Origin of the sequence: Erythrobacter epiphyticus (assembly GCF_034653295.1) — a bacterium.
GTDB lineage: Bacteria > Pseudomonadota > Alphaproteobacteria > Sphingomonadales > Sphingomonadaceae > Erythrobacter.
The window spans coordinates 104,114-129,229 of the sequence record NZ_JAYEEU010000006.1 but is presented as its reverse complement, the minus strand read 5'-3'; the positions used below and the strand labels follow the sequence as shown (position 1 = coordinate 129,229).

General features: G+C 64.1%; 17 protein-coding genes. 2 read left to right on the top strand and 15 right to left on the bottom strand.

Going from position 1 to position 25,116, the window contains the following annotated elements; genetic code table 11:
* Positions 1-105 precede the first annotated feature (105 nt).
* Both SOQ14_RS04980 and SOQ14_RS04975 read left to right on the top strand, forming a co-directional pair.
* On the top strand, positions 106-2,844 hold the full coding sequence (locus SOQ14_RS04980; protein ID WP_322896957.1) for a PAS domain-containing protein: 2,739 nt from the start codon (positions 106-108) through the stop codon (positions 2,842-2,844).
* 418 nt (positions 2,845-3,262) lie between these two features.
* The gene (locus SOQ14_RS04975; protein WP_322896956.1) at positions 3,263-6,574 is read left to right on the top strand and encodes a TonB-dependent receptor domain-containing protein; all 3,312 of its coding nucleotides are present in this window, start codon (positions 3,263-3,265) and stop codon (positions 6,572-6,574) included.
* Positions 6,575-6,666: 92 nt separating this feature from the next.
* Here SOQ14_RS04975 and SOQ14_RS04970 read toward each other — a convergent pair whose 3' ends face one another.
* From SOQ14_RS04970 to SOQ14_RS04900, 15 genes are all read right to left on the bottom strand, one after another.
* Positions 6,667-8,640: an alkyl/aryl-sulfatase gene (locus tag SOQ14_RS04970; protein WP_322896955.1), complete on the bottom strand. Its 1,974-nt coding sequence runs from the start codon at positions 8,638-8,640 to the stop codon at positions 6,667-6,669.
* A gap of 89 nt (positions 8,641-8,729) precedes the next feature.
* Positions 8,730-9,857, bottom strand: coding sequence for a pyridoxal phosphate-dependent aminotransferase (locus SOQ14_RS04965; protein WP_322896954.1), 1,128 nt, complete (start codon positions 9,855-9,857; stop codon positions 8,730-8,732).
* 30 nt (positions 9,858-9,887) lie between these two features.
* Complete coding sequence (locus SOQ14_RS04960) at positions 9,888-10,706, bottom strand: sulfite exporter TauE/SafE family protein (RefSeq protein ID WP_322896953.1); 819 nt, start codon at positions 10,704-10,706, stop codon at positions 9,888-9,890.
* 27 nt (positions 10,707-10,733) lie between these two features.
* Positions 10,734-11,432, bottom strand: a complete 699-nt coding sequence (locus SOQ14_RS04955) for a hypothetical protein (RefSeq protein ID WP_322896952.1) — start codon at positions 11,430-11,432, stop codon at positions 10,734-10,736.
* The gene (locus SOQ14_RS04950; RefSeq protein ID WP_322896951.1) at positions 11,429-12,436 is read right to left on the bottom strand and encodes a sterol desaturase family protein; all 1,008 of its coding nucleotides are present in this window, start codon (positions 12,434-12,436) and stop codon (positions 11,429-11,431) included. Before SOQ14_RS04950 ends, SOQ14_RS04955 begins: the two co-directional genes overlap by 4 nt.
* Positions 12,437-12,606: 170 nt before the next feature.
* Positions 12,607-13,533, bottom strand: coding sequence for a response regulator (locus tag SOQ14_RS04945; protein ID WP_322896950.1), 927 nt, complete (start codon positions 13,531-13,533; stop codon positions 12,607-12,609).
* Positions 13,530-15,023: an ATP-binding response regulator gene (locus SOQ14_RS04940; RefSeq protein ID WP_322896949.1), complete on the bottom strand. Its 1,494-nt coding sequence runs from the start codon at positions 15,021-15,023 to the stop codon at positions 13,530-13,532. The genes SOQ14_RS04945 and SOQ14_RS04940 overlap by 4 nt, the downstream gene beginning before the upstream one ends.
* 19 nt (positions 15,024-15,042) lie before the next feature.
* On the bottom strand, positions 15,043-16,809 hold the full coding sequence (atzF, locus tag SOQ14_RS04935) for an allophanate hydrolase (RefSeq protein ID WP_322896948.1): 1,767 nt from the start codon (positions 16,807-16,809) through the stop codon (positions 15,043-15,045).
* Positions 16,809-20,393: an urea carboxylase gene (uca, locus tag SOQ14_RS04930; RefSeq protein WP_322896947.1), complete on the bottom strand. Its 3,585-nt coding sequence runs from the start codon at positions 20,391-20,393 to the stop codon at positions 16,809-16,811. The genes atzF and uca overlap by 1 nt, the downstream gene beginning before the upstream one ends.
* Positions 20,390-21,025, bottom strand: a complete 636-nt coding sequence (locus SOQ14_RS04925) for an urea amidolyase associated protein UAAP2 (protein WP_322896946.1) — start codon at positions 21,023-21,025, stop codon at positions 20,390-20,392. Before SOQ14_RS04925 ends, uca begins: the two co-directional genes overlap by 4 nt.
* 14 nt (positions 21,026-21,039) lie before the next feature.
* The gene (locus SOQ14_RS04920) at positions 21,040-21,864 is read right to left on the bottom strand and encodes an urea amidolyase associated protein UAAP1 (protein ID WP_322896945.1); all 825 of its coding nucleotides are present in this window, start codon (positions 21,862-21,864) and stop codon (positions 21,040-21,042) included.
* Positions 21,861-22,343, bottom strand: a complete 483-nt coding sequence (locus SOQ14_RS04915) for a CopG family ribbon-helix-helix protein (RefSeq protein ID WP_322896944.1) — start codon at positions 22,341-22,343, stop codon at positions 21,861-21,863. Before SOQ14_RS04915 ends, SOQ14_RS04920 begins: the two co-directional genes overlap by 4 nt.
* 27 nt (positions 22,344-22,370) lie before the next feature.
* Positions 22,371-23,165 (bottom strand): ABC transporter ATP-binding protein, encoded by a 795-nt coding sequence (locus SOQ14_RS04910; RefSeq protein ID WP_322896943.1) that lies wholly within the window; start codon positions 23,163-23,165, stop codon positions 22,371-22,373.
* A 6-nt stretch (positions 23,166-23,171) separates the two neighbouring features.
* Positions 23,172-23,987: an ABC transporter permease gene (locus tag SOQ14_RS04905; RefSeq protein WP_322896942.1), complete on the bottom strand. Its 816-nt coding sequence runs from the start codon at positions 23,985-23,987 to the stop codon at positions 23,172-23,174.
* A 28-nt stretch (positions 23,988-24,015) separates the two neighbouring features.
* Positions 24,016-25,101, bottom strand: coding sequence for a putative urea ABC transporter substrate-binding protein (locus SOQ14_RS04900; protein ID WP_322896941.1), 1,086 nt, complete (start codon positions 25,099-25,101; stop codon positions 24,016-24,018).
* Positions 25,102-25,116 lie beyond the last annotated feature (15 nt).

Here is a 25,116-nt window from a genome sequence, read left to right as displayed (position 1 = left end):
TTTCGGTGGCGATTTGAGATCATTTGCTTTGTTTCCCTTTGCTTGGTCTTGCCCTATTGTCATGCGCCGCTGGATTGACCTTCAGCCCTTCGGAGAGAGGTGCGCATGAGCCAAGCGACCACGAAATCGGCCAGCCTGTCCGAGTATGCGCTCGATCAACTCGCTGAATTCGTGCTTATCACTGATGCCGATTTGACGCGTCGCGGTGGGCCGCGGATCGTTTACGTCAACCAGGCGATGGCAAACGCCACGGGCTACGCCCGCGATGAGCTGATCGGCCAGTCGCCCAAGATGTTTCAGGGCGAGGATACTGATCCGGTTGTCGCCTCGCGGATCATCCAGCGTCTGATCGAGGGGGAGCGGGTCGAAGAGACCATTCTTAACTACACCAAGGATGGCACCCCTTTCTGGGCCGGGTTGCATATTTCGCCCCTAAAAGACGATAATGGGGAGACCATCGCCTATCTGTCGATCCAGAAAGATCTCACCAAGCTCCGCAAGATCAAGCAACAGCACGAACGGGATCTGCGACTGATTTCCAGCGGCGAGAAGATCGCCCGGGTCGGCACTTGGGGCTATGATATCGACGAGGACAAGGTGCTGTGGTCGGATGGGGCCTACGACATCTGGGAATGGGACAAGCACGAAGCCCCGCCGAGCGTTACCGATTGCATCACCTTTGTCGATGAGCCCGATCGGCAAATGATGATCGCCATGCTCGAGGCGTGCATCAAGACCCAGACGCCCTATCAGGCCGAAGTGCGCGCCCACAGCAGCAAAGGCACGCCAATGCTGCTGCGTGTGCTTGGCGAAGCGATGCTGGGGGAAAATGGCCGGACCACGGCCGTGGTCGGTGCCATCCGCGACATTACGCAGGAAAAGAAGCTCGAAGCGGATCTCGACGAATCGATCCTGCAAGGCCGTGAGACCGAGCAGTATTTCCAGATTGCACGCTCGGTCGCCAAGATCGGCGTGTTTGATTACTGGATCAATCACGATCGGTTGCACTGGTCTGATGAATTGCTGGAGATGACCGTCCTTGCGCCCGATCTGTTCCCGGCCAGGGCTGAAACCTTCCTCTCGCGCATCCATCCCGATGATCACCCGGGATATGAAAAGCTGATGGAATCAGCGCTGCGGAACGAGGAAGGCTATTCCGTCACGGTCCGGTTCAACCGTCCCGATGGGAAAGTGATGCACATGGCGATCATCGCCGAGGTGCGCGAATCCACCTACGGGCCGCGCATTGTCGGCATTGCCCGCGATGTGACGGCTGAAACAGAGGCGGCCCATCGCCTCGCGCGCGAACAGGAGCGTTTCCGGATCGTTGCCGACAGTGTCAGCGACGTCTTGTGGGATCACGATTTCGACGAGGACACCTTCTGGATCACCCCCAACTGGACCGCCAAGCTTGGCGTGGAATTCGATGGCTCGGGCAATGACCCCTCGCGCTGGGTGCAATATGTTGTCGATGAAGATCGCGAGCGCGTCACCACGTCCGTGATGGCCGCGCTCGCATCCGAGGCGGACCGCTGGCAGTGCGAATTCCGGCTCAAGGACACGCAGGGAGTGGTCATTGATTTGGAGGTCAAGGCCTCCATTCTGCGTCACCCCGATGGCAAGGCCTATCGCACCGTTGGCACCTGCCGCAATGTTACGGTCGAGAAACGCCAGCAGGAAGGCTTCACCCGGTCCCGCGCGCTCGAGGCGGTCGGTCAGATGACGGGCGGCATAGCTCACGATTTCAACAATCTGCTGATGATCATCCAGGGCAATGCCGAATTGCTCGAGATGGCCGAACTGCAAGGCGAAGATGCGGAATCCGTGGCGCTGATCATGCAGGCAGCCGAAGCTGCTGCCAGCCTGACTTCGCGCTTGCTGTCGTTCTCGGGACAGGGTTATCTCAACACCTCATCGGTCAACCTCGCCGAACTGATCGACAATGTCGCGGTGCTGTTGCGCTCGGGCCTCACCGAGAGCATCGACCTCACGATCCGCGTAGCGCCCGATCTCGAGCCGATCGAGGTTGATGGCAGGGCACTCGAACAGGCGATCATCAATCTCGCCGTCAACGCGCGCGATGCGCTTGGCAATAAGGGCGGCAAAGTCGAGATTGCTTGCGAGGTGGTGACCATTTCATCGCGGATGATCGCCAGCAAGCCTGATCTGGCACCCGGACGATATGTCTGCATCAGTGTCACTGATAATGGGTCGGGGATGAGCCCGGAGGTGATCGCCAAGGCGTTCGAGCCGTTTTTTACCACCAAGGACGTGGGCAAGGGCACCGGGCTCGGGCTCAGCACGGTCTATGGCTTTGCCCGGCAGTCGGGCGGTACGGTGCAAATCTACAGCGAACTGGGCGAGGGGACAGTGGTGAACCTCTATCTCCCCATCACCAAGCCTTCGCGAAAGCCCAAGAAACCGATCAATGCCGCAGGCTCCAAGCTCGTCAGCGCGGATATTCGCATCCTTGTGGTCGAGGATCAGGCCGAGGTGCGCGGGCACGTTGAACGGCTGCTGGGCAACGCCGGTTTCCAGGTTGTGGCTGTACCTGATGGCGCAGCGGCACTGGCTTTGCTGGCCAAGGACACCGCGTTTGATCTGATGTTCACCGACATCATTATGCCTGGCGGCATCAATGGCGTGCAACTCGCCGAGAAAGTCAGGCCGATCGCCCCGCGGATGAGAGTGCTTTTCACTTCGGGCTTCCCCGCCAGCGCCTTCGATGAATTGGGGATCGCCCAGCACGATGCGTTCGAGCTGCTCAAGAAGCCTTACAAGTCCGAGGAGCTGATCGCTGCGATCGGACGAATTCTTGCGGAAACCGATCAGCCTGCCGGGTGAAAGTGCTGGGCTGCAATTAAGCGTTTGAAAACAAGGCGCGGAAACGGCTGCATGCAGTCGGACGATGGCATTGAGTCGTTGATCCGGGTTCTGATTGTTGCGGTTTTGCAACAAACTGCGCCCCCAGCAGCGAAGCGCGGTTGATAATTGTTAGTGGGCCTTGCTTTGCAGGCTTCCAAGCAACTAAGTTGCCGATAATTCACGAGCGAAGAAATATCGTGAATGATCTGGGGGCGGGATGATGGCGGGGGCAATCGCTGTAACATTCTGTCAAGCGTAACGGGTGCGATCCCGATCTTGCCGTGGCATGCCGCCGAAAAGCGCTGCTGCGAAGGTCAGGGCAAGCAGGGTTGGTAGCGGTGGGTTTGTCCTGCCGCAGGGCCGCACGCCGCTGAGCGCAGTGCAAAGGGGGAAGATTATGACTAACGCGATCAAACGGTTCAACGCGGTTTCGATGCCGGCTTTGGCGTGTGCTCTGGTGCTCACGGCGGGCTTTTCGCCCGAGAGCGCGGCTGCGCAAGATGTCGATCAGGAGCGGGAAATCACCGAGGATGCCGGTGCACCGATCACGGTTACCGGCTCGCGCATTTCGCGCGATCCGAATGCCACCGCACCCCTGCCGGTCAGCACGCTGACCAATGCCGATTTCCAGAATTTCGGGACAACCGATGTGACCGCTGCGCTGCGGCAGATTCCGGCGCTGATTTCGTCGGGCACGGTCGCCGATTCGCTTGAGCGCGGCGCGGGCGGGGTCGGTCAGGCCACGCTCAATCTCCGGCAGCTTGGGGCCAACCGCACGCTGGTGGTGATTGATGGCTGGCGGCACGTGTCGGGCGTTGCCGGATCGCAGACGGTGGACGTGGCGACGATCCCGCGGCTGCTGATCGAACAGGTCGAGGTGCTCACCGGCGGGGCCTCGGCGGTCTATGGTGCTGACGCTGTCACGGGTGTGGTCAACTACAAGCTCAAGCGCGACTACGAAGGCATCATGATTGATAGCCAGATGGGCATTTCCTCCAGAGGCGATGGGCGCAGCTACCGCATCGAAGGTATTGTCGGGCAGAATTTCGCTGGCGGACGCGGCAACGTGACGCTGGCAGCAGGCTACACCCAGGATGATGAAATCCTCATGGGTGATCGCGAATTCACCCGTGACAACGGCCGTGGCAACAATTCGACCACTTACGCCAACCCGCTGCGCCGCTTCCAGCGCGGCGATATCAACGCGGCAACCATGCCCAACTTCGCCAACCGGTTCCGGCTTGGTGGCCCCGGGCCGGGCAACACGCGTTTCCCGTCCGGGCCGCTGATCCCGACGCCCGCGCAAGTCGCCACCCTGTTCCCGGGCGGCATTACCGCCGCCGAGCAGGCGCTGGTTGATCGGGCGGCGAATTCGTCAGCCTTTGTGATTGGCGCTGATCCGCGCTTTGCTATTTCATCGAACCGCGGCCTGATTTTCCGTAATGATTTCGATTTCTTCACGGCCGACACCAACAACAACGGCATTCCCGATTGTAACGAAAGCTATATCGGCCGTACCGGCCTGGGCGGCGGTGGGTGCCTTGTCACCAATGATGATGGCACGGTGCGCCCGTTCCGTGATGGCATCATTTCGACCGGCGCCAACCAGTTCGGCGGTGATGGTGCGGTCGAACGCACCAACGAAACCTCGCTGATCCCGGAATCGGAGCGCATTTACGCCAACCTGCGGGCCAATTTCGAGTTCTCGCCCGCTGCCCAGATCTGGGTCGATGCCAAATACGTCCGCACCAACACGTTGAGCCGGAACAATTACAACACCTTCTACGACAGCCTGTTCATCGCGCCGGACAACCCCTTCATTCCCGAGGTGTTGCGCGCCGATGCGGCCGACGCGGGCGGTCTGCGGGTCAGCCGTGACTTCCTTGATCTCGGGCCGGGCATTTCCACGGCCAAGCGCGACACCTACCGGATTGTTGCCGGGATTGAGGGCGAGATCACTTCGAACCTCAAGTACGAGCTCGTCGGCAATTATGGCCGCACCGACAACGAGAACACCTTCAGCAATTCGGTGCGCTATGATCGCCTGTTCGCGGCTATTGATGTCGTCACCGATCCGCGCACCGGCCAACCGGCGTGCCGTTCGACGGTGAACCCGGCGGCCCCTCCGCACCCCGGTTCGGAATTCTTCCCGGTGATCGCCCCCGGCTTCTTCACCTTCCGCCCCGGCGATGGCCAATGCGCGCCGGTGAACCTGTTCCGCGGGGTCAATTCGGTGAGCCAGGCCGGGGTTGATTTCATCACCACCCCGACCACCAACCGCTTCCGTCTGGAACAGACCGTGGTGACGGGTCTTCTCAGCGGCGATACCAGCGGCTTCTTCAACCTGCCCGGTGGGGCGGTTGGCTTCCTAGTCGGTGCCGAATACCGCAAGGAAAAGTCGAGCTCGCGCTTTGATGACCTGATCCTGGGCATCCTGCCGGCCAATTCGCCCGCAGGGCCGGCCGGGACTTTCATCGGCGATGTTTCGCCTAACCAGCAGCTGGTCTTCGATGCGGCGACGCGTCAGTTCAACGCAGGCGGCTCGTTTGACGTCCGCGAAGCCTTTGCCGAGATCAATCTGCCCGTGCTGAAGGATATGCCCTTCTTCTACGAGCTGAGCTTCGGGGCTGCCGGCCGTTACGCTGATTATTCGACTGTCGGCGGGAACTTTACCTGGAACGTCAACGGCGTCTGGGCCCCCATTCCCGATATCCGGTTCCGCGGCACCTATGCCCGCGCGATCCGTGCGCCCAACATCGCGGAACTGTTCGATCCGCAGCAGGGCGCGACCTTCCGTCCCAATGATCCGTGCAGCCAATCCAATATCGACCGGTTGCTTGCCAGCAATGATCCGACGGCGCAGAACCGCCTGAACAATTGCCGAGCGGATGGTATCCCGGTCGGCTATGAGGATCCGCTCACCGCGCGCTTCTCGGGCACCTCGGGCGGCAACCCCAATCTGCAGGAGGAAACCGCCACCACCTTCACGATCGGCACCGTGGTACAGCCGCGCTTCGTGCCGGGCCTGTCGTTCTCGGCCGATTACTATTCGATCAAGATCGAGGACGCCATTCAGGCAGTGACGGCGCAGGATATCGTCGACACCTGTTATGATCTGCCGACCTTCCCGAATGATTTCTGCGGCTTGTTCACGCGTAACCGCACGGCTGGTTCGGCGACGTTCCTGGGTCTCAACTTCCTGCGTCAGACCCAGATCAACTTCGCACAGCTGGAAACCCGCGGGATCGACTTCCAGGCGAACTACGGTTTTGACATCGGCAAGAACAACTTCAACTTCCGGGTTGCCGGCAACTGGACCGAGCGGCTTGATCGCTTCTTCGATCCGGTTGACACCACGCTGGTCAACCCGGGCCTTCGGGAGTTGGGCGCGCCGGAATGGTCGGGCTTCGGTTCGGCAACCTGGAACCGCGGGGCCTTCACGCTCAGCTACGGGGTCCAGTATATTGAATCGACCGCACTGGCTTCGGTGATCCAGATCGAACGGATTGATACCGAATTCGGCCCGGCTGGCTTCGCCAAGGATTACTGGATCCACAACCTGTCGTTCAATCTTGATGCGACCGACCGGATGACCTTCTACGGCGGGATCAACAACCTGACCGATGAAGAGCCCTACCTGTCGAGCTCGGCCTATCCGGTGTCGGGTATCGGTCGCTCGTTCTTCCTCGGGGTGACGACGCGCTTCTGATCCAACGGGCCGAGGAGTCTTCCCCTGCTTGGCAACACCGCCGGGATACATCGGGTTTTCGCCCGCTGTGTCCCGGCGGTTTTGCGTCGGGCCTAGGGCTCGACCACGGCAAACCGCGGATCGAAGGGCGGATGCAGCGCAAACCACTGCCCGAAGGCAGCGACATTGCCCTCGATCTTTACCCGCCCTGCTTGCACCAGTTGCGGGAAGGTCGCCGCGCCCAGTGTCACATCATCAAGCGCCGCGCGGTCAATCGTGATCGTCGCGGTGGGCGCAGCAAAGCGGCTGCCATAGCGCGGTAATTCGACCCCGCCGCCGACCTCGATGGCCACGTGCTCGCCGCGATCGGGCAGGATGAATTGGAACTGCCCGCGCAGCGCCCGCCCCTTGTCAGCATCGAAGCGGGTGGCGAGCGCATCGAACAGCGCCTCGGTCGGGATCCCTTCGATATAGGCGCGGCTCTGCGCGCTCGATACCGCGGTGGTGCGCGCTGTCCCGCGCAGGCTGGCTGCGCCGGCGAGATAGTAATTGCGCCACGCGCCGGATTCCGCCTGATAGCCCAATTGCTCATAGGCTGAAGCCAGCGCGCTGCGTGCCGCCGCATTGGCGGGCTCGGCAAACACCAGATGGTTGAGCAGCTCTGCCGCCCAGCGATATTCGCCTGCTGCCAGCGCTTCCTTGCCCGCCGCCAGCAGCTTGTCGGGCCCGCCTGCAAGCTTGACATAGCGCTTGGCCGACTCCGCCGGGGGGAGCGGGTTGAAATGTGCCGGAACCCCGTCCCACCACCCGAAATAGCGCTGGTAGGTCGCCTTCATATTGTGATTGAGCGTGCCGTAATAGCCGCGTGTGTCGAAGGCGCTTTGCTGCACCGGCGCATCGGCGATGCCATCGGCCACTTCGTGCAGGGTCGCGCCGTTATTGGCGCGGTTGAGCGTGCGATCATGAACATAGCGATAGGCATCGCGCTGGCCCGCCAGATAGGTTTGCACCCGCGTGTTGCCCCATAAGGGCCAGCCATGCGAGGCCAGCGCGAGGTCCGCGACGCCGCCCCATTTCTGCAAGGCGCGGTCGATCACCTTTGACCAGACCAGCGGATCGCGCACCTGCGCGCCGCGCAGGGTGAGCACATTGTGCAGCACCCTGGTGGCGACTTCAGCGGTGTGCAGCGCCTTGTAATCGGCGATGTAGAACATGAATTCTGAAGGCGCTTCGGTCCCGCCGGCATCCATGAAATCGAAGGTAAGGCCATCGATCATCACCGTGCCGCCGCTTTGCGGGATCGTCTCGGTCGGCTCCATATAGCCGATGGTGCCTGCGGGCAGGCGCGGGCCGAGCCCGGTGTCGATCTGCCCGCGCGGCCCCGGCGCAAGGAAGGTGCCGAACATGTAAGTCGCCCGCCGTGCCATGGCGGTGCCCGCGAGCACGTTTTCCGCAACGGCTTCTTCAGAAAAGCCGTGCGGGGCGATGATGCGGATGCCGTCCCTGAGCGCCTGCTCGCGCGTGATGATCCCCCCGACGCCGCCGAAGTGATCGGAATGGCTGTGCGTGAAGATCACCGCACGGATCGGCAATTGCGGCAGATGCGCCATCGCCAGCTGCCAGGCGGCTGCGGCGGTTTCCTCGGCGGTGAGCGGGTCGATGATGATATAGCCCGATTGCCCGCGCACGATCGTCATCACTGAGATATCATAGCCGCGCACCTGCCAGATCGCGCCGGGCACCACTTCGAACAGGCCGTGGATGCGGTTGAGCCGCGCCTGACGCCACAGTGACGGGTTGACGCTGGCGGGGGCATCGGCGGCTTCAAGGAAAGCATAGGGCCGCCAATCCCACACCACCGCGCCATCGGCTTTGGTGATCAGGCCATCGGGGATTTCGGCGATCTTGCCGCGCAGCGCTTCGGCCTCGTCCTGCCCGCCTGAAAGATCGAGCCGTTCGGCAAGGGCGCGGTTGGCGGCCATGGTAAAGTCGCTCGCGGCATCCTGTGCGGCCAGCGGGGCCTGCGCGGCCAGTGCAAGCACGCCCATGGCAGCAGCGGCCCGCAGGCCTGCGGCGCGATGTTTCATGATCCCCTCTCCCCCTGTTATGATTGGAGAGGCTGCCTCGCCGCGTGCGACTTGGCAAGGGGCAAGGGGAAGGGGGCGCAGAGAGCGCCTTACCCCCAGAGGCGTTGTGCTAGTTCGGGCAAGGCCGCGGCGTAGCGCGCGACGTCGTCGAGCTTGCCGGTGCTGACGCGCGAATAGCCGCGCCATGCCGCGCCATAGGCACCGCGAATGGCAATGCCGCGTTCGCCCATCGCATCGCGCAGCGCGTTGGCATCGGGCACCTTCACGAAGACGAAATTGGTCTGCGAGGGCAGGGCCGTCAGCCCCGCCTTGGCGACTGCATCCATGATCATCGCGCGGCCTTCCAGCACCATTGCGCGCGACTGGTTGAGGAAAGCGGTGTCGTTATAGCTGGCAATCGCCGCCGCGATCCCGGCCAGATTGCCGCCAAAGCTCATCAAATGGGCGCGGATCCGTTCGGCATTGTCTTGCGAGGTGATCGCGTAGCCGACCCGCAGCCCCGCCATGCCATAGATCTTGGAGAAGGTGCGGCACACGATCACATCGAGCCCGCTGCGCACCAGATCGATCATCGCATTGTCATCGGGGCGATCGGTCAATTCATTATAGGCCTCGTCGATCAGCACCGTCGCCTTGGGCGCGGCAGAGGCAGCAAAGGCACGCAGATCAGCCGCCGGGATCAGCATGCCTGTGGGGTTGTTGGGGTTGCAGATCTGGATCAGCGAGACCCCGTCAGTCACTTTGGCGGCGAGAGCGGTGAGGTCGAGGCTCATATCAGCGGCAAGCGGTACGCGTATCGATTGCACGCCCTGCCGCTCGCCATACACCACGGTGGTATCCCAAAACAGATCGGGGCAGAGGATGGCACCCTTGCGGCCCCAGGCCAGCGCGATGGCGCAGAGGATCTCGGTCGAACCTTCACCGATGACGACCTGCGATGGGCTGACGCCATGACGCTCGGCAATCATCGCGGTGAGCTTTTCGGTGCCGCGATCAGTGTAGTAGCAGCCCATCTGCGCACTCTCGCTGATCGCGCGCAAGGCTGAAGCGGCGGGGCCATAGGGGTTTTCGTTGCGGCTCAGCAGGGCCTGCCCGATCTTCGGCCCGAAATCGGGTTCGCCCCGCGGGGCCGCGGCCAGCACTGGCAGTGGGGCAGCGGCAAGGCCGCTGACGAGGCTGGCGGCACCAAGAAAGCTTCGGCGGGTGGTGACAGGCATGAGCGGCTCTCCTTGAGGCGAGGGGCTGGTTCAGAATTTCGTGATCATCAGCACGCCGATCAGCGCGAGATAGACGCCGAACACCCGCCGCAGCATCGCGGGCGCGAGGAAGTGCGCGGTGGCCACGCCCAGCGGGGCGAACACCACCGAGGTGGCAATCAGCGCCAATGCTGCGGGCAGGTGGACATAGCCGACAGCGCCCCAGCCGGTGCCGGGCTCGTTCATGCCGATGATCGCAAAGCCGATGGTGGCGGGCACCGCAATGATCGCGCCCATGCCGGCGGCCGTGCCGATAGCACGGTGGATCGGCGCGCCGCACACCGTCATAGTCAAGGTCGTCAAGGTGCCCCCGCCGATCCCGAGCAGGGTGGAAAAGACCCCGAGCGCGCTCGCAAGCCCGGCGCGCGGCAATCCGGTGGGAAGCCCGGCAAAGCGCGGTGCACCTTGCCGCGCGGGCATCAGGAAATAGGCCGCAAAGCCCAGCACGCCGCTGCCGAAAATCAGCGCGAGCTGGTTGCCGGAGACGAAGTTGGCGAGCCCGGTGCCGATGGCCGTGCCCAGCACCACCCATCCGGCCCAGCTTTTGAGCAGCGCGAAATCCACCGCGCCGCGCTGCGCATGGGCCTGGGTTGACCGCAGCGAGGTGACAATGATCGAAGCCAGCGAGGTGCCCACCGCAACATGCGCCACCTGATCGGGCGCGACCCCCATCAGCGGCAGCAGAAACATCAGCGCGGGGACCACCACAAAGCCCCCGCCAATTCCGAACAACCCGCCTGCAAATCCCGCTGCGGCGCCTGCGATCAGCAGCACGGGCAAGGCGTAGAGCAGGGGCGCAAGATCAGTCATGCAGGGCAGCCGGGCGGATGCAGGCATTCATGCAGGTGCAGCGCGCGCCGGATCGGGATCATCCGAACCGCCATCCACCATGGCGGCTTCGCCATGCGGGCGCGTGAGCGCCTGCCGGAAAGTGCGCTTGAGCAGCCACGGTTCGAGCACCCGTCCGACAAGGAAGAGCACGAAGAACAGCCCGGCAAGCGCATAGGCGGGCGTTGTCTTGAACTTCTCCTTGGGTTCTTTCTGCTTGTCCTTGTCGGCCTTGGGATCTTTCGGGGCGGGCGCGCCGAGCATCACATCGATCGGGTGCAGTTTGGGCAGGGGCTTGTCCTTCGCCTCGTCCGGCTTGTTCTTCTTGGCGGTTTCAGACGCTTCGGCCTTGGCGCGCTCCCACTGGTTGGCGGCTTCCATCACTTGCGCGAAGAACAGGAACAGCAAGGGCGCGAGGAAACACAGCAGCAGCGCCGTGCTCGCGGCCTGGTAGGTCAGGCGCGTTGCGCCTTGCGCCGGTTCCACCCGCAAGGTGCCGCTGGTGAAGGTCGCCAGCTTGTCCTGCGCACGCGGATTGGTCTTGAGATAGCCGAGCGTATCGCCTTCGATCGCGTAGCGGGTGCCATCGGTCTGGAACAGCGGATCAAGCCGGGCGAACGCCTCGTCCGGCGTCAACGGCACCTCGACCACCAGACTGTCTTCGATGCGCCAGATCTTTTCGACGTAGGGAACGCGCAGCCGGGTCATTCGGCAGGCTCAAGCTGCGGCGCGCTCGCGCCGCCAAGGCCCTGTCGCTGTTCACGGCGCGCTTTCATGTCTTTCCACGCCTGGGTGAAGGGGAAGACCATGGTCTCGCCGATATCCATGCGCCGGCCGCCCTCCATGCCGAGCAGTTCGGCTTCGCCATCGACACAGGTGCCGAACAGGCGATCCCACAGGATCCATGTCCCCGAATAATTGCTGCGGGTGGCCTCGTAATCCTGCGCGTGGTGCACCGAATGATGTTCGGTGGTGTTGAAGATGAAGCGCCACCAGCGCGGCGTGTTGAAGCGCACATTGATGTGCTGATAGGTGCCCACCGCCATGCCGAAAGCGCCTGCAATCAGGAAGGCGCGCGGCAGGAAATCGAAGAATCCGCCAATGCCGAGGCCGATCAGAAACAGCTCGATCGGGTTGCCGACCGCGCCCTTGTTGATGTTCAGCTGGGTGATGTAGTGGTGCGGCGCGTGGGTCAGCCACAGCGGATACCAGTTGTGCATCCCGCGATGCATCCAGTACTGCCCGAAATCGAATATCATCGAGATCAGGATCGCCTGCACCAGCAGCGGCAGGCCGATGAACCAGGTGAACTTGTCCCAATCCATCGCGCCCCGGATGGCCTCGATCATCACATCATCGCCGAAATAGCCACTGATCATCCGCAAGGCGGTGTAGCCAAGCCCGACATAGAACAGATCAGTGGCGAATTCCTTCCACGTCAGCTGCCAGCTGCGATAGCGCGGATTGACCCATTCGAGCGCCAGCAGCAGCACCTTGAACCCCAGCCCGATCCAGATCCCGACCGAGGCGAGCGCCCATTCATTGGGGGCGTTGTACCAGAAGGCGATCAGCGCGAAGAGCACGACCGGCTGGAAATAGGTGAAGAAGGCCTGTTTGAGCGGGCCGCCTTGCACCCGGTCGATGTTCTCCCAGCCGACAGTCACCGGTGCATCCGCCCCGATGATCCGCTTACCAACCTGCACTCCGGCCATGTGTCACTCCGATCACGCTGTTGGAGAAGGCCGATCAGGATCGCCGCACGCACGCTTGGCAGGCCCGACCAGCCCTCGACCCTCTGCCGGTGGTCTGCCCCAATTGTGCGGTGCGAAAGTAGTGTCCAAATGACGTAGTCGTATGCAGGCGGAGCGCGGCAGGCGCGCGGCTATTCCTCCATCATCCGCACCGCGAGCGCTGTCGCCCCGGCGCGGGTCTCGACCCCCAGCTTCTTGAAGATCTGTTCGAGATGCTTGTTCACGGTGCGCGGGCTGATGCCGAGGATCTCGCTGATCGTCCGATTGGTCTTGCCATAGCTCACCCAAAGCAGCACTTCCGCCTCGCGGTGTGTCAAGCCGCTGCGCGCCTCGATCAGGCGCACCTTCGAGGCTTCCCCGATCTCGGTGATCTTGACGAGCATTTCGGTCGGCTGATCGCTCTCGCTGCGCGCGATCTCGACGGTTACGCCCGCGATATCGAGCTTGAGCGCGCTGCGCCCTTCGGTGTCGCGCAGCAATTGCAGCACGGCGGGTTCGATTCCGGCAGGCAGACGCTCGCCATTTTCATCCCACGCCGGATCGATCTGCCGGAACAGCGTTTCGGCCTGCGGGGTGCACCACGCCAGCGTGCCATCCGCACCCAGCGCCACCAGCGAGCGTCCGGCCCGCCCCAGCGCAAGCTGCGAGCGGTAGGACCGCCGGGCATTCGCAAGGTGGACGCGGATACGCGCCAGCAATTCGTCGATCACGATCGGCTTGCGCACATAATCAACCCCGCCGGTGTCGAGCGCGGCAACGACATGATCGGGCTCGGTAATCCCGGTCATGAAGATGATCGGAATATGGGCATGCGCGGTGTCGCGCTTGATCCGCCGCGTGGTTTCGAGCCCGCTCAGCCCCGGCATCATCCCGTCCATCAGGATGAGATCGGGCGCAGTATGGGCCAGCAGATCAAGCGCAGCCTCGCCGCTGCGGGCGATCAGCACGGTCATGCCCTGATCTTCGAGCGTATCGACAATGAACCGGAGCGATTCGGGATTATCATCGATCACGAGGATCGTCGCGGTGGCGGCAGCGGTGCGGGCTTTGCCGATCATGGGTGCAAGGCTTTCTGCGAACAGGCTGCCAGCGCGGGCAAATCGAAGCTGTCGAGATGGCTGCGCATTTCGGTGACGATGCCATCCGCGTCCGGGCCGAGCCGGGCAAGACCATCGATCTCCGCCTCGATCCCCCGGACGTGGCCGATCCGCACCAGTTCCGCGATCCGGGAGAGATGCGGCGCCGCGGCCTTGGCGAGCGCGGCGGGCAGCTGCGGCGGACTGCTGCTGCCCGCAAACGCGCCCCTCTCCGCAGGCCATGCCAGCGCGAGCTGCTGCGCCAGCACATCGAGCAGGGCGTCGATGGCGAAGGGCTTGGTCACAAACAGATCATTGGCAGGCCCGCGCGCAGGCATGGCATCGGGTTCGGGCATTTCGCCTGACAGCATCACGATCTTCAGCTCCGGCCCGATCCGCTCGCGCAAGGCTTCGGCAATCCGCCAGCCATTCTCGCGGCCCAGCATCACATCAAGCAGCACGAGATCGGGCTGCGCTTCGGCTGCCAGTGCCAGCCCGCGCGGACCATTCTCGGCCACCAGCACCCGCAACCCCTGCGGTTCGAGCAAGCCTTTCAGCATGTCGCGGTGGGCGGCATCATCATCAATCACCAGCACCGTGCGGCGGTGGCCAAGATAATGGGCGAGCGAGCGCGAGGCAGGCGCTTCGACAGGCGGGGCCAGCGGCTTCGACAGCATCAGCCGTACCGTGAAGCGCGTGCCCTTGCCGGGCGTGCTTTCAACCCGGATGTCGCCGCCCATGATCTGCACCAGCGCCTGCGTGATCGCGAGGCCAAGCCCGACCCCGGAGCGTTCCTGCGCCGCGCCTTCGCCGCGTTCGAAGGGGGCAAAGATCCGCTCCATATCAGCGGGTGCGATGCCGATCCCGGTGTCGATCACCTCGAACGTCGCCAGCTCGTTGCGGTAATGCACCTTGAGCGTGACAGCGCCTTGATCGGTGAACTTGATCGCATTGGTGATGAGATTGATGAGGATCTGGCGCAGCCGCTTGGGATCAGTCCGCACGAATTCGGGCAGGCCGGGGGGCATATCCAGCGCCAGGCTGAGCCCCTTGGCGCTCGCTTGCAATTCGAGCATGTCGATAATCTGGTCGAGAAAGGCGCGGAATCTGACCGCCTCCCGGCTCAGCTTGAGCGAGCCGCTTTCGACCTGCGCAATATCAAGCAGGCCTTCGATGAGGTTCGACAAGTGCTCCGACGAACGGCGGATCACCTTGGCGGCCTTCAGGCTGCCTGCACCATCATTGCGTTCGAGCAATTGCGCATAGCCATAGATCGCATTGAGCGGGGAGCGGATCTCGTGACTGATGCTGGAGAGAAAGCGCGTTTTCGCTTCGTTTGCCGCTTCGGCCGCGTCACGTGCGCGTTCCAGTGCGGCGAGCCGTTCCCCGAGGAGCGCGCGGGCGTGCGCGGCATCGCGGGCTTCCCCAAGCCCGAGACCGGCAATCACGTCCCGCCAGCTTTCCCCGCTCACTCGGCTTGCTCCTCTCCTGTCAGCGCCCGGCCATGAAGGCGCGCCACCCGCCCAGATGGGTGATGTCCTCAGCCCCCGTCAGCGCGCGCGGCTCGGCGACAAAGCCTTTGACACTGCTGCCATCGGCGAGCGTCACCGTGCCGATCGCCAGCGGCGGCGGCACTTCGGCCACGAAGCTGCCGAACTCCGCAAGGCCAAGCTCGTAGACCTCGACCTTGATCGCCGCGCCATCAGTGCTGTGGATAAGCGCCGGCTTGGGCGGCACGCTATCGGCCATGGCATAAAGACGGTAGGTCGGTGCGGTTTCAAACGCGCCGACGAACCTCGCGTCGCGGCTGGTGAGCTGCCAATGCAGCGGCATGCCTTCGAGATGCGCGCCAACCACGGCGAGTTTGACGGTATCCATACGGTCTCCCAGATCAAGCGGCGGGGGCGGCGGGTTATCCGCTGCGGCAAGGAAGGTTTCGGCCAAGTCCATCAGAGCGATATCGGTCGCGGCAGGGCCGATCAGCGTGATGCCGAAGCCGGTGCCGTTCTCGCGCGTGCCCGCCGGCACGGCGATGGCCGCCATGTCGAGCAGGTTTACGAAATTGGTGTAGCGTCCCAGATTGCTGTTGAGCGCGACAGGTTCCGCCAGCAGTTCGGCCACGCGATAGGTCGTGCCGGTGGTGGGGAAGGCGAGCGCGTCGATATCCTGCCACATGGTGTCGGCGTGGCGCTGGAGTGCGGCGAGGCGATAGATGCCGTTCCACAGATCCACCGCGCGCATGTCCAGTCCGGGGGCGATGATGCTGCGCACTGTGGGATCAATCGCCTCGGGATTGCCCAGCAACAGGCGTTCTGCCGCCGCCGTCCGTTCGGCCACCCACGGCCCGCCGTAAAGCAGCTGCGCGGCTTCGAGCAGCGGAGCAATGTCGATGGCGACCAGCTCGGCGCTTTGGCTGAGCGTGTGGAGCACGCGGTCGTAGAAATATTCGGCTTGCGTATCGCCAAAGAACACGCGTTGGTGCGGCAGTGGCACACCGATACGGCGCGGCGCCAAGGGCGTGTCGGCCAGCGGCTTGGAATAGGGATCGCCCGCATCAAAGCCTGCCGCTACGCCATCGACCAATCGGGCATCGGATACCTTGTCGGTGAACACCGTAATGCAATCGATCGAGCGGCAGGCGGGCACCAGCCCGCGCGTGCTCCAGCGGCCTTTGGAGGGTTTGAGGCCGACAAGGTGCTGGAAAGCAGCGGGCACGCGGCCTGATCCGGCGGTGTCGGTGCCCAGCGCAAAGGCGACCAGCCCCGCTGCGACCGCCACCGCCGAGCCGCTGCTCGAACCGCCGCTGACATAGGCGCGGTTATAGGCGTTGCGCGGGATGCCATAGGGGCTGCGTGTGCCGACAAGGCCGGTCGCGAACTGATCGAGATTGGTCTTGCCCACGCAGATTGCGCCCGCCGCGCGCAGCCGTGCGATCACCCCGGCATCGGCTGCGGGCTCATAGGCAAAGGCGGGGCAGGCGGCGGTGGTGGCCATGCCCGGCACATCGATATTGTCTTTGGCGGCATAGGGCACCCCGGCGAGCGGGAGCTGCTCGCCCGCCGCGATCCGGTCATCGATGGCGCGGGCTTCGGCGAGCAAGGCTTGCGGCTCGGCCCGGCTGATCCAGACTTGCGGTTGCACCGCGTCATAGGCTTCGATCCGCGCGAGAGTTTCAGCCATCACGCTTTCCGCGCTGGTCGCGCCGCAGGCAACGGCGGCGGCAATGGCGGCAGCGCTGAGACGGTCAAACCGGGCCATCAATGCCTCCTCAAAGCCAGCATCGGGGTGCCGGGTTGCAGCGCATGGCGTTCCGCAATGTAGAGCGCGGCGATGGTGCCATCCGCCGGGCTTTCAAAAGGGCATTCCATCTTCATCGCTTCGATCACCGCGATCACATCGCCCGCTGCCACGGTATCGCCGGGCGCGACAAGCAGCTTCCACACGCTCCCGCCAAAGGGCGCCTCGATCAGATCAGCGCCTTCGGGGATGTCGATATCCGCCGCATCGCTGCTGCCCGCATCGGCGGCGAGCAAGGTGCTGACCCGGTCGAACTCGCCGCTGGCTTCCCACGCGGCGCGCTCGGCGTTGAAGGCCGCCTCGCGCGTGGCGGCAAAGGCGGCGATGCTTTCGGCGTTTTCCTCGAGGAAGGCGCGATAGTCCGCCAGCCGGAATTCGCTCTCCTCGATGCGCACCTGCTTGCGCCCGGTCGGGAAATCGCGCCGCCATTCGGCCAGCTCTTCCGCCGAGACGGGATAGAAGCGGATCTGATCGAAGAAGCGCAGCAGCCATGGCTTGCCTTCGGTAAAGCTGCCAGCCGGGCGATAGGTGTTCCACACTTGCAGGGTGCGCCCGAACAGCTGGTAGCCGCCGGGGCCTTCCATCCCATAGATGCACATGTAGGCGCCGCCGATGCCGACGACATTGGGCGGAGTCCAGGTGCGCGCCGGATTGTACTTGGTGGTGACGAGGCGGTGGCGCGGATCGACCGGGGTGGCGACCGGCGCGCCGAGATAGACATCGCCCAGCCCCAGCACGAGGTAGCTCGCATCAAAGATCACGCGTTCCACCGCGTCGGCATCGGCAAGGCCATTGATGCGGCGGATGAATTCGATGTTGTCGGGGCACCACGGGGCATCATCGCGCACCGCGCCCATGTATTTGGCGATGGTTTCGGTGATCGCCGGATCACGCCAGCTCAGGGGCAGGTGGACGATCCGCGAGGGCGCGGTGAAATCCTCCAGATCGCCCATGCGGTCTTCGGCCGCCACCAGCGCGGCCAGCGCCGCTTGCTGCGTCAGCACGGCCGGATCGAAATGCACTTGCAGCGAACGGATGCCGGGGGTGATGTCGATCACCCCGGGCAGCGCGATGTCCTCCAGCGCGCGCATCAGCGCATGGACCCGGATACGCAGCTCGATATCGAGCACGATCGGTCCATATTCGACGAGGATGTTGCGATCTCCCTGCTGGCGATACGTCGTCTGCGGGCGGGCACCGTGGGCGGCGGTTTGCGCCAGGATCGGCGAAAGCGTGGCAATATCGCGGGGCGGGGTCGCGGGTTGCGGCGTGCCGGGTGCGGCGCGCTCTGCCGCCACGGCATCGGCGATCGTCACCGGCACGAAGCGCACGCGGTCTTGCGGGGAAAGTTGGCCGATTTTCCACCGGTCAGCGGAAATCACGGTGAAGGGGCACACGAATCCGCCAAGCGAGGGCCCGTCCGGCCCCAGAATGATCGGCATGTCGCCGGTGAAATCGACCGCGCCAATGGCATAGGCATTGTCGTGGATGTTCGAAGGGTGCAGCCCGGCTTCGCCGCCATCGCGCCGCGCCCATTCCGGCTTGGGCCCGACAAGCCGCACGCCGGTGCGGTTGGAATTGTAGTGCACCTGCCATTCGGCGGCGAGGAACTGTTCGATATCATCGGGCGTGAAGAAATCCGGCGCGCCGTGCGGGCCATAAAGCACGCGCAGCTCCCACACGTCCCCCAGCGCGGGCAAGGCAAGCGCCGGCTGTTCGGGCGCGCAGGCTGCGTCACCCAGATGCAGCACATCGCCTGCCACCAGCGCGCGGGCATGGGCGCCGCCGAACTGGCCGAGGGTGAAGGTTGCGGTGCTGCCGAGATAGGGCGCAATATCCAGCCCGCCTGCAAACAGGATGTAGCCGCGCAGGCCGCCGCCCGAAGCCCGCCGCATGGTGAGGCTCTGCCCGGCAGCGACATGGATCACTTCGCCGCGCGGCACCGGCTCGCCATCGAGCTTTGCGCCGAAATCCGCGCCGGTCAGGCAAAGGCGCGCGGGCGCATCAAAGGTGAGGCTCGGCCCGCTCGCGGTAATCTCAAGCCCGGCCGTGCCTTCGCGATTGCCGAGCAACAGATTGCCGATCCGGAATGAGCGATCATCGAACGGGCCTGATGGCGGCACACCGACATTCCACAAGCCAAGCCGCCCCGGCCAATCCTGCACGGTGGTGGAAGCCCCGCCGCTCGTCACCCGCACCGAACGGGGCGTGTAGATGACCCCTTCGAGAAGCCGTGTCGATACCGCGCCGCTGGTAAAGCCGGGATCGCGCAGCACGTCGCGCAGCCAGCGCAGGTTGCTTTCGATCCCGTCCACCCGGCTGGCCGCGAGCGCGGCCTGCATCGCACCGATCGCCTGTTCGCGGGTGGCGCCATGGGTAATCAGCTTGGCGAGCATGGGATCATACCACGCGCTCACCTCGCTGCCCGCCATCACCCATGTTTCGGCCCGGATATCCATCGGTAAGGCGACATGCGTCAGCGTGCCCGAAGTCGGGCGATAATCCTGCGCCGGGTCTTCGGCATAGAGCCGCACCTGCACCGCGTGGCCTTTGGGCGTCGGGGCGGGGGCATCGAGGAAAGCGAAATCGCCTGCCGCGCCGCGCACCATCCATTCCACGAGATCGATCCCCATCACCTCTTCGGTGACGCCGTGTTCGACCTGAAGCCGGGTGTTCATTTCGAGGAAGTAGAATTCCTGCCGCTCGGCATCGAAAAGGAATTCGACTGTGCCCGCCGAAAGATAGGCCGCTGCTTCGCCCAGCCGAACGGCAGCGGCGATCAGTTCGGCCCTCTTGGCATCGGACAGGCAGGGTGCGGGCGCTTCCTCGACGACTTTCTGGTTGCGTCGCTGGAGCGAACAGTCGCGTTCACCCAGCGCCATGACGCGGCCCGAGCCATCGCCGAAGATCTGCACCTCGATATGGCGCGCGCGGGCGATGTAGCGTTCTAGGAACACCCCTGCATCGCCGAAATTGCCTTGGCCAAGCCGGGCCACTGCCGCGAAACCTTCGCGCACCGCGGCTTCATCATGGCAAATGCGCATCCCGATGCCGCCGCCGCCCGCCGTGGCTTTGAGCATGACGGGAAAGCCGATGCGCGCCGCTGCGGAGACAGCCTCGCTTTCGTCGGTCAAAAGATCGGTGCCGGGCGCCAGCGGCAAGCCGTGGGCGAGGGCAAGCTCGCGCGCCGAATGCTTGAGCCCGAAGGCGCGGATATTGGCAGGGGTCGGCCCGATAAAGGCAATCCCTGCCGCCGTGCAGGCTTCGGCAAATTCGGCATTTTCGGCAAGGAAGCCATAGCCGGGATGGATTGCGCCCGCCCCGCTTGCCTTGGCAGCCGCAAGGATCGCCGCCACGTTGAGATAGCTCTCGCTCGCCGACGCCGGGCCGATGCAGATCGCTTCATCGGCAGCGGCGACATGAAGCGATCCGGCGTCCGCTTCGGAATAGACTGCCACCGAACGCAGGCCCATGCGGCGCAGCGTGCGGATGATCCGCGTGGCAATCGCACCGCGATTGGCAACGAGGACGGTGTCGAAGGTCATGCGGTGATGATCATGCGCACGGGCGTCGGGTTGAAGCCGTTGCAGGGGTTGTTGATCTGCGGGCAGTTCGACACGACCACGATCACATCCATCTCCGCGCGCAGATCGACCGTGAGGCCTGGTGCGGAAATGCCATCGACAATGCCAAGCGTGCCATCTTCCTCGACCGGCACGTTCATGAAGAAGTTGATGTTGGAGACAATGTCGCGCTTGCCGCGCCCTTGGCGCAGATTGGCCTCAAGGAAATTGTCGACACAGGCATGTTGCGCCTTGGTGTGGTGGCCATAGCGCAAGGTGTTGCTTTCGCACGAACAGGCCCCGCCGATGGTGTCGTGATAATCGACCGCGCTGCCGGTGATCGTCATCATCGGGTTGCCTTCGTTCGAAAGCAGCACCGTGCCTTCGCGCAGGAACAGATTGCCTTGCGCCGAGACCGTATCCTGCGCCGAATAGCGCTCGGCATCATCGGCGGCGGCGTAGATCAGGAAATCAACCGCCTGATTGCCTTCGAGGTCGACGATTCGCAGCGTTTGCCCCTTGGCGACCGGGCACAGCCACGGCGCGCGGGCGGGCACGACCTCGTCATGGACGATGACACCGGCGAGATGGGCAAGGGCTGGATCGCTGCGCATCGTTGGGGCTCCCATCACCGGCGGAAATAGTCTTCGACATTGAGGAAAGCGCGGGTTGCCTCGGGTGCGGCGAGCCGCACCGGATCATCGGCGGGCGTGATCGGCCCGCGCCATGCGGTGGCCCGCAGCGGCGTGACATGCCATCCCGCGCGCGGATCCAGCACATGGGGGCAATTGGCGATCACCACGATCACATCCATTTCGGCGCGCAGGATCACCGTGCGGCCCGGTGCAAAAGGGCCAACCTGCGGGGTGATGGCGCCATCGGCTTCAATGCGCGCGCCTTTGAAGAGATTGATGCAGGGGTGGACGTCGCGGCGGGTCAGCCCGTGCTTGGCTGCGCCGAGGATCAGCCGATCGCGCCCGTTGGGATAATCGCCCGAATTGCGGCCCTCGCCATATTTGCGGGTGTTGCTGGCGGCATTCGAGGTGCCGCAAAAGGCATCATGCGTGCCTGCATCATCATGAAGAATGCTCATCAGCACCCGGCCCATGTCGGAGAGCAGCAGCTTGCCCGCGCCGAGGTAGCCGTTCCACTGCACCTTGACGGTATCAGCCACATTGAGCCGTTCGGTCGGCATCTCGGCGTTGAAGATGTTGAGCGCGGCGCAGGCATCGCCCTTGGTGTCGATCAGCCGTAGCCGGGTGCCGCGCGCCAGCCGGCGTGAGGCATAGCCACCGTCGGGGACGGTTTCTTCCCACACCAGATCATCGGCGGCGACCCCTGCGGGCAGATCATCGGCCACCGGCGGCAGGATCGGCATGGCTTCGACCCGCGTTCCGCCCTGCGCGCGGGCATGATCACGCGCGGCCTTCGGATCGGCGAGCGTCTGGCTCATTCGGCGGCCTCCTGCGATGGGGCAGCAGGCGGCGCATCTCCTTCGTAAAGCGGCGGCAGCAGCGCGGTGGTGGTGACAAGCTGCAATTGCTGCACGCCCCGGATGGCGCGCAGCGCATCGCATAATTGCTTGAGCCGCACCGCCGGGCCCTGCACCAGCAGCACTTCGAGCGACTGGTCCTGTTCGAGGAACACGTGCTGCGAGGAAATCACTTCCTTCAGGTAATCGGACTGGGTTTCGGCCAATTGCTGGCGCACGCGCCCGCCGCCGCCTGCATAAACCAGCGTGATGGTGCCTGCGAGCATGGCGTGCGGACGGGTCAGCGCTTCGTGTTCGGCTAGCGCATGGCGGATCAGTTCGGCAATCAGCTGCGAGCGCGAGGGCAGGGCGCGTTCCTCGACCATCATGTCGAGCTGGCGGAACAGATCGGCCGGAAGGCTCATGCTGAGCCGGGCAAGGCGGGGGGGCTCGGGGCTCATGACCTGATTCTCATGGGGGTTGGCATCTCAAGTATTATCTTTCGTGTCAATCGTAATACCGCCGGCAAGCGGGACCACTTCGCGTTCTTCGGCCTGCTCGATCGGCGCGCCTTTCTTGAGCGCGAGATCATAGATCACCCCCGCGCCATAACGGTGCGGCGCGTGGGGATCGTGGCGGCGCTTGTCCAAGGTCAGCACCCGCGTGCCGAGGCTGAAGGCTTCCTTGATATCGTGGGTGACCATGATGATGGTGAGGCCGAACTCGCGCCACAGTCCGGTGATCAGGGTATGCATGTCGGCGCGAATGCCGGGATCGAGCGCGCCGAACGGCTCGTCCAGCAGCAGCAGCCGTGGCTGCTTGATCAGCGCCTGCGCGATGGCGAGGCGCTGTTGCATCCCGCCCGACATCTGCGCGGGGTAAAGATTGAGACTGTCGCCCAGCCCGACGGCCTCCAGCATCGCCTCTGCCCGCGCGCGCGCCGCGCGGCGGCGGGCGCCGAACAGGCGGGCGGTGAAGGGCGCTTCGGCGCATTCGAGCCCGAACATGGTGTTGTCCAGCACCGTCATATGCGGGAATACCGAATAGCGCTGGAACACCACCCCGCGATCCGGCCCGCATTCGGGCGCCAGCGGCTGGCCATCAAGCAGGATTTCGCCCCGGCTGGGGGCTTCCTGCCCGAGGATCAGCCGCAACAGGCTGCTTTTGCCCGCGCCTGATGGCCCGATGATCGAGACGAAGGCGCCTTCGGCGATATCGAGGCTGATGCGTTCGAGCACCACCTTCTCGCCATATTCGATCCAGACATTCCTGAGGCTCAGCATGGGCCGCTACCGGCTTGCCAGATGCGCCCAGCCGAACAGGCGGCGCGAGGCACGGGTGAGCAGGAGATCCATCAGCATCGCAAGGAGCGCGATCACGGCGACATAAGGCAGGATCACATCCATCGCGAGGTAGCGGCGGACGAGGAAGATCCGGTAGCCAAGCCCGACATCGGCGGCGATGGCTTCGGCGGCGATCAGGAACACCCATGCCGGGCCGAGCGAGAGGCGGAGGGCTTCGAACAGGCGCGGCAGGGCTTGTGGCAAGGCGATCCGCAGCACGATCTGCCAACTGCTGGCCCCCAGGGTCAGCGCCTTGGCGATCTGTTCACGCGGCAACGCGGTTATGTGTCCCGCGACATCGCGGATCATATAGGGGGCAATCCCGATCACGATCAGCGCAACCTTGGCCGTCTCCCCCAATCCGAACACGATGAAGAGGATCGGGAGGAGCGCGATGGGCGGGATCACTGCGATCGCGGTCACCAGCGGACCGAACGTTGCCCGCACCGGGGGGAGCGCGCCCAGCACGAGGCCAACCAGCAGCGTCGAAAAGGTCGCGATGCCGAGGCCAAGGCCAAGCCGTTGCAGGCTGGCGAGCAGATCGGCCCAGAACAGGATCTGGCCGGACAGCGGATCGACATCGAACAGCAGCGCGCCCATCGCCTCGGCCATGGCGCCGGGCAGTGGCAGGATCTTGTCGGCGGGGTTGGCGGCGTGGCGACTGGCGGCGGCCAGCAGATAGGCGAGCCCCAGCGCCGCCAGTGGCAGCGCGCCGAGCAGCAGCCCCGTGCTCCGGCTGATGGTGAGATTGACCCAGCGCACGGGGCTCTTGCTCCGCCTCAGCCCGCGATCACAGCGCGCCGTCCGCCGCAAGCTGCATGAAAGTCGGATCGAACCGCAAGGTAATGCGATCCTTGTCGCCCAGCGTTGTGCCGCCGGGGAAGGCCATGCCCACCGCGTCGGCCGAGCGCGCGCCCTGTCCGAACAGGCCTTGGGCAAAGCTGAAATCGCGCACCCGTGTCATCGTGGTGACGAGATCGGGCGAAGACATCGCGGCAACCGCCGCCTTGGGATCGGCATAGAGGAAGGTAGCAGCGAGCTGGGCTTCGAACTGTTCGGGTGTTGCGCCTGCCAGCTTGGCCATCGCCGCGCGCGCGGCCTTGCCCTCGGCATCATCCTTCATCATCAGCGCCATGGTTTCATACCAGATGCCCGCCAGCGCTTTGCCGAGGTTCGGATTAGCCTTGAGCACCTTGGTGTCGACCACCATGAGATCGAGGATTTCGCCCGGAATATCCGCCGAGGTGAACACCGCCGTGGTCCCCGGCACGCCCTTCATCGTCGCGACCTGCGGGTTCCATGCGACCGCAGCCGTAATGTCGGGCGCCGCAAAAGCGCCCGCGATATCCGCATCCGAGGTGTTGATCGTCTTGACCTCGGACAGCGCCAAGCCGTTCTTTTCCAGCGCACGGGCGAGCAAGTAGTGCGAGACCGACAGCTCAACCAGATGAACGTCCCGCCCCTTGATCGCTGCCACATTATCCGCGTCCTTCAGCAGCACGGCATCATTGCCGTTGGAATAATCGCCGAGGATGATCGCGGAGGTATCCTTGCCGCCGGCTGCCGGAATGGTCAGCGCGTCCATGTTGGCGACCGTCACCCCATCAAGCTTGCCGGCGGTGAACTGGTTGACGGATTCGACGTAGTCATTGACCTGCACGAAGGTGATGGTGATGCCGTACTTGTCGGCCCATTTCTTCACGATCCCGGCCTGCTGCGCATAGGGCCAGGGCATCCATCCGGCATAGATTGACCAGCCGATGTTGAATTCGGTGCGGGGTGCCGCGGGGTCTTCCTCTCCGCCCGAACAGGCTGCGAGCATCAACCCAAGAGCCAGAGCCAAGGTGCGGGCCAGCCCGCGGAAGGCGTTCAGCATGATTCGTCCCCTTTC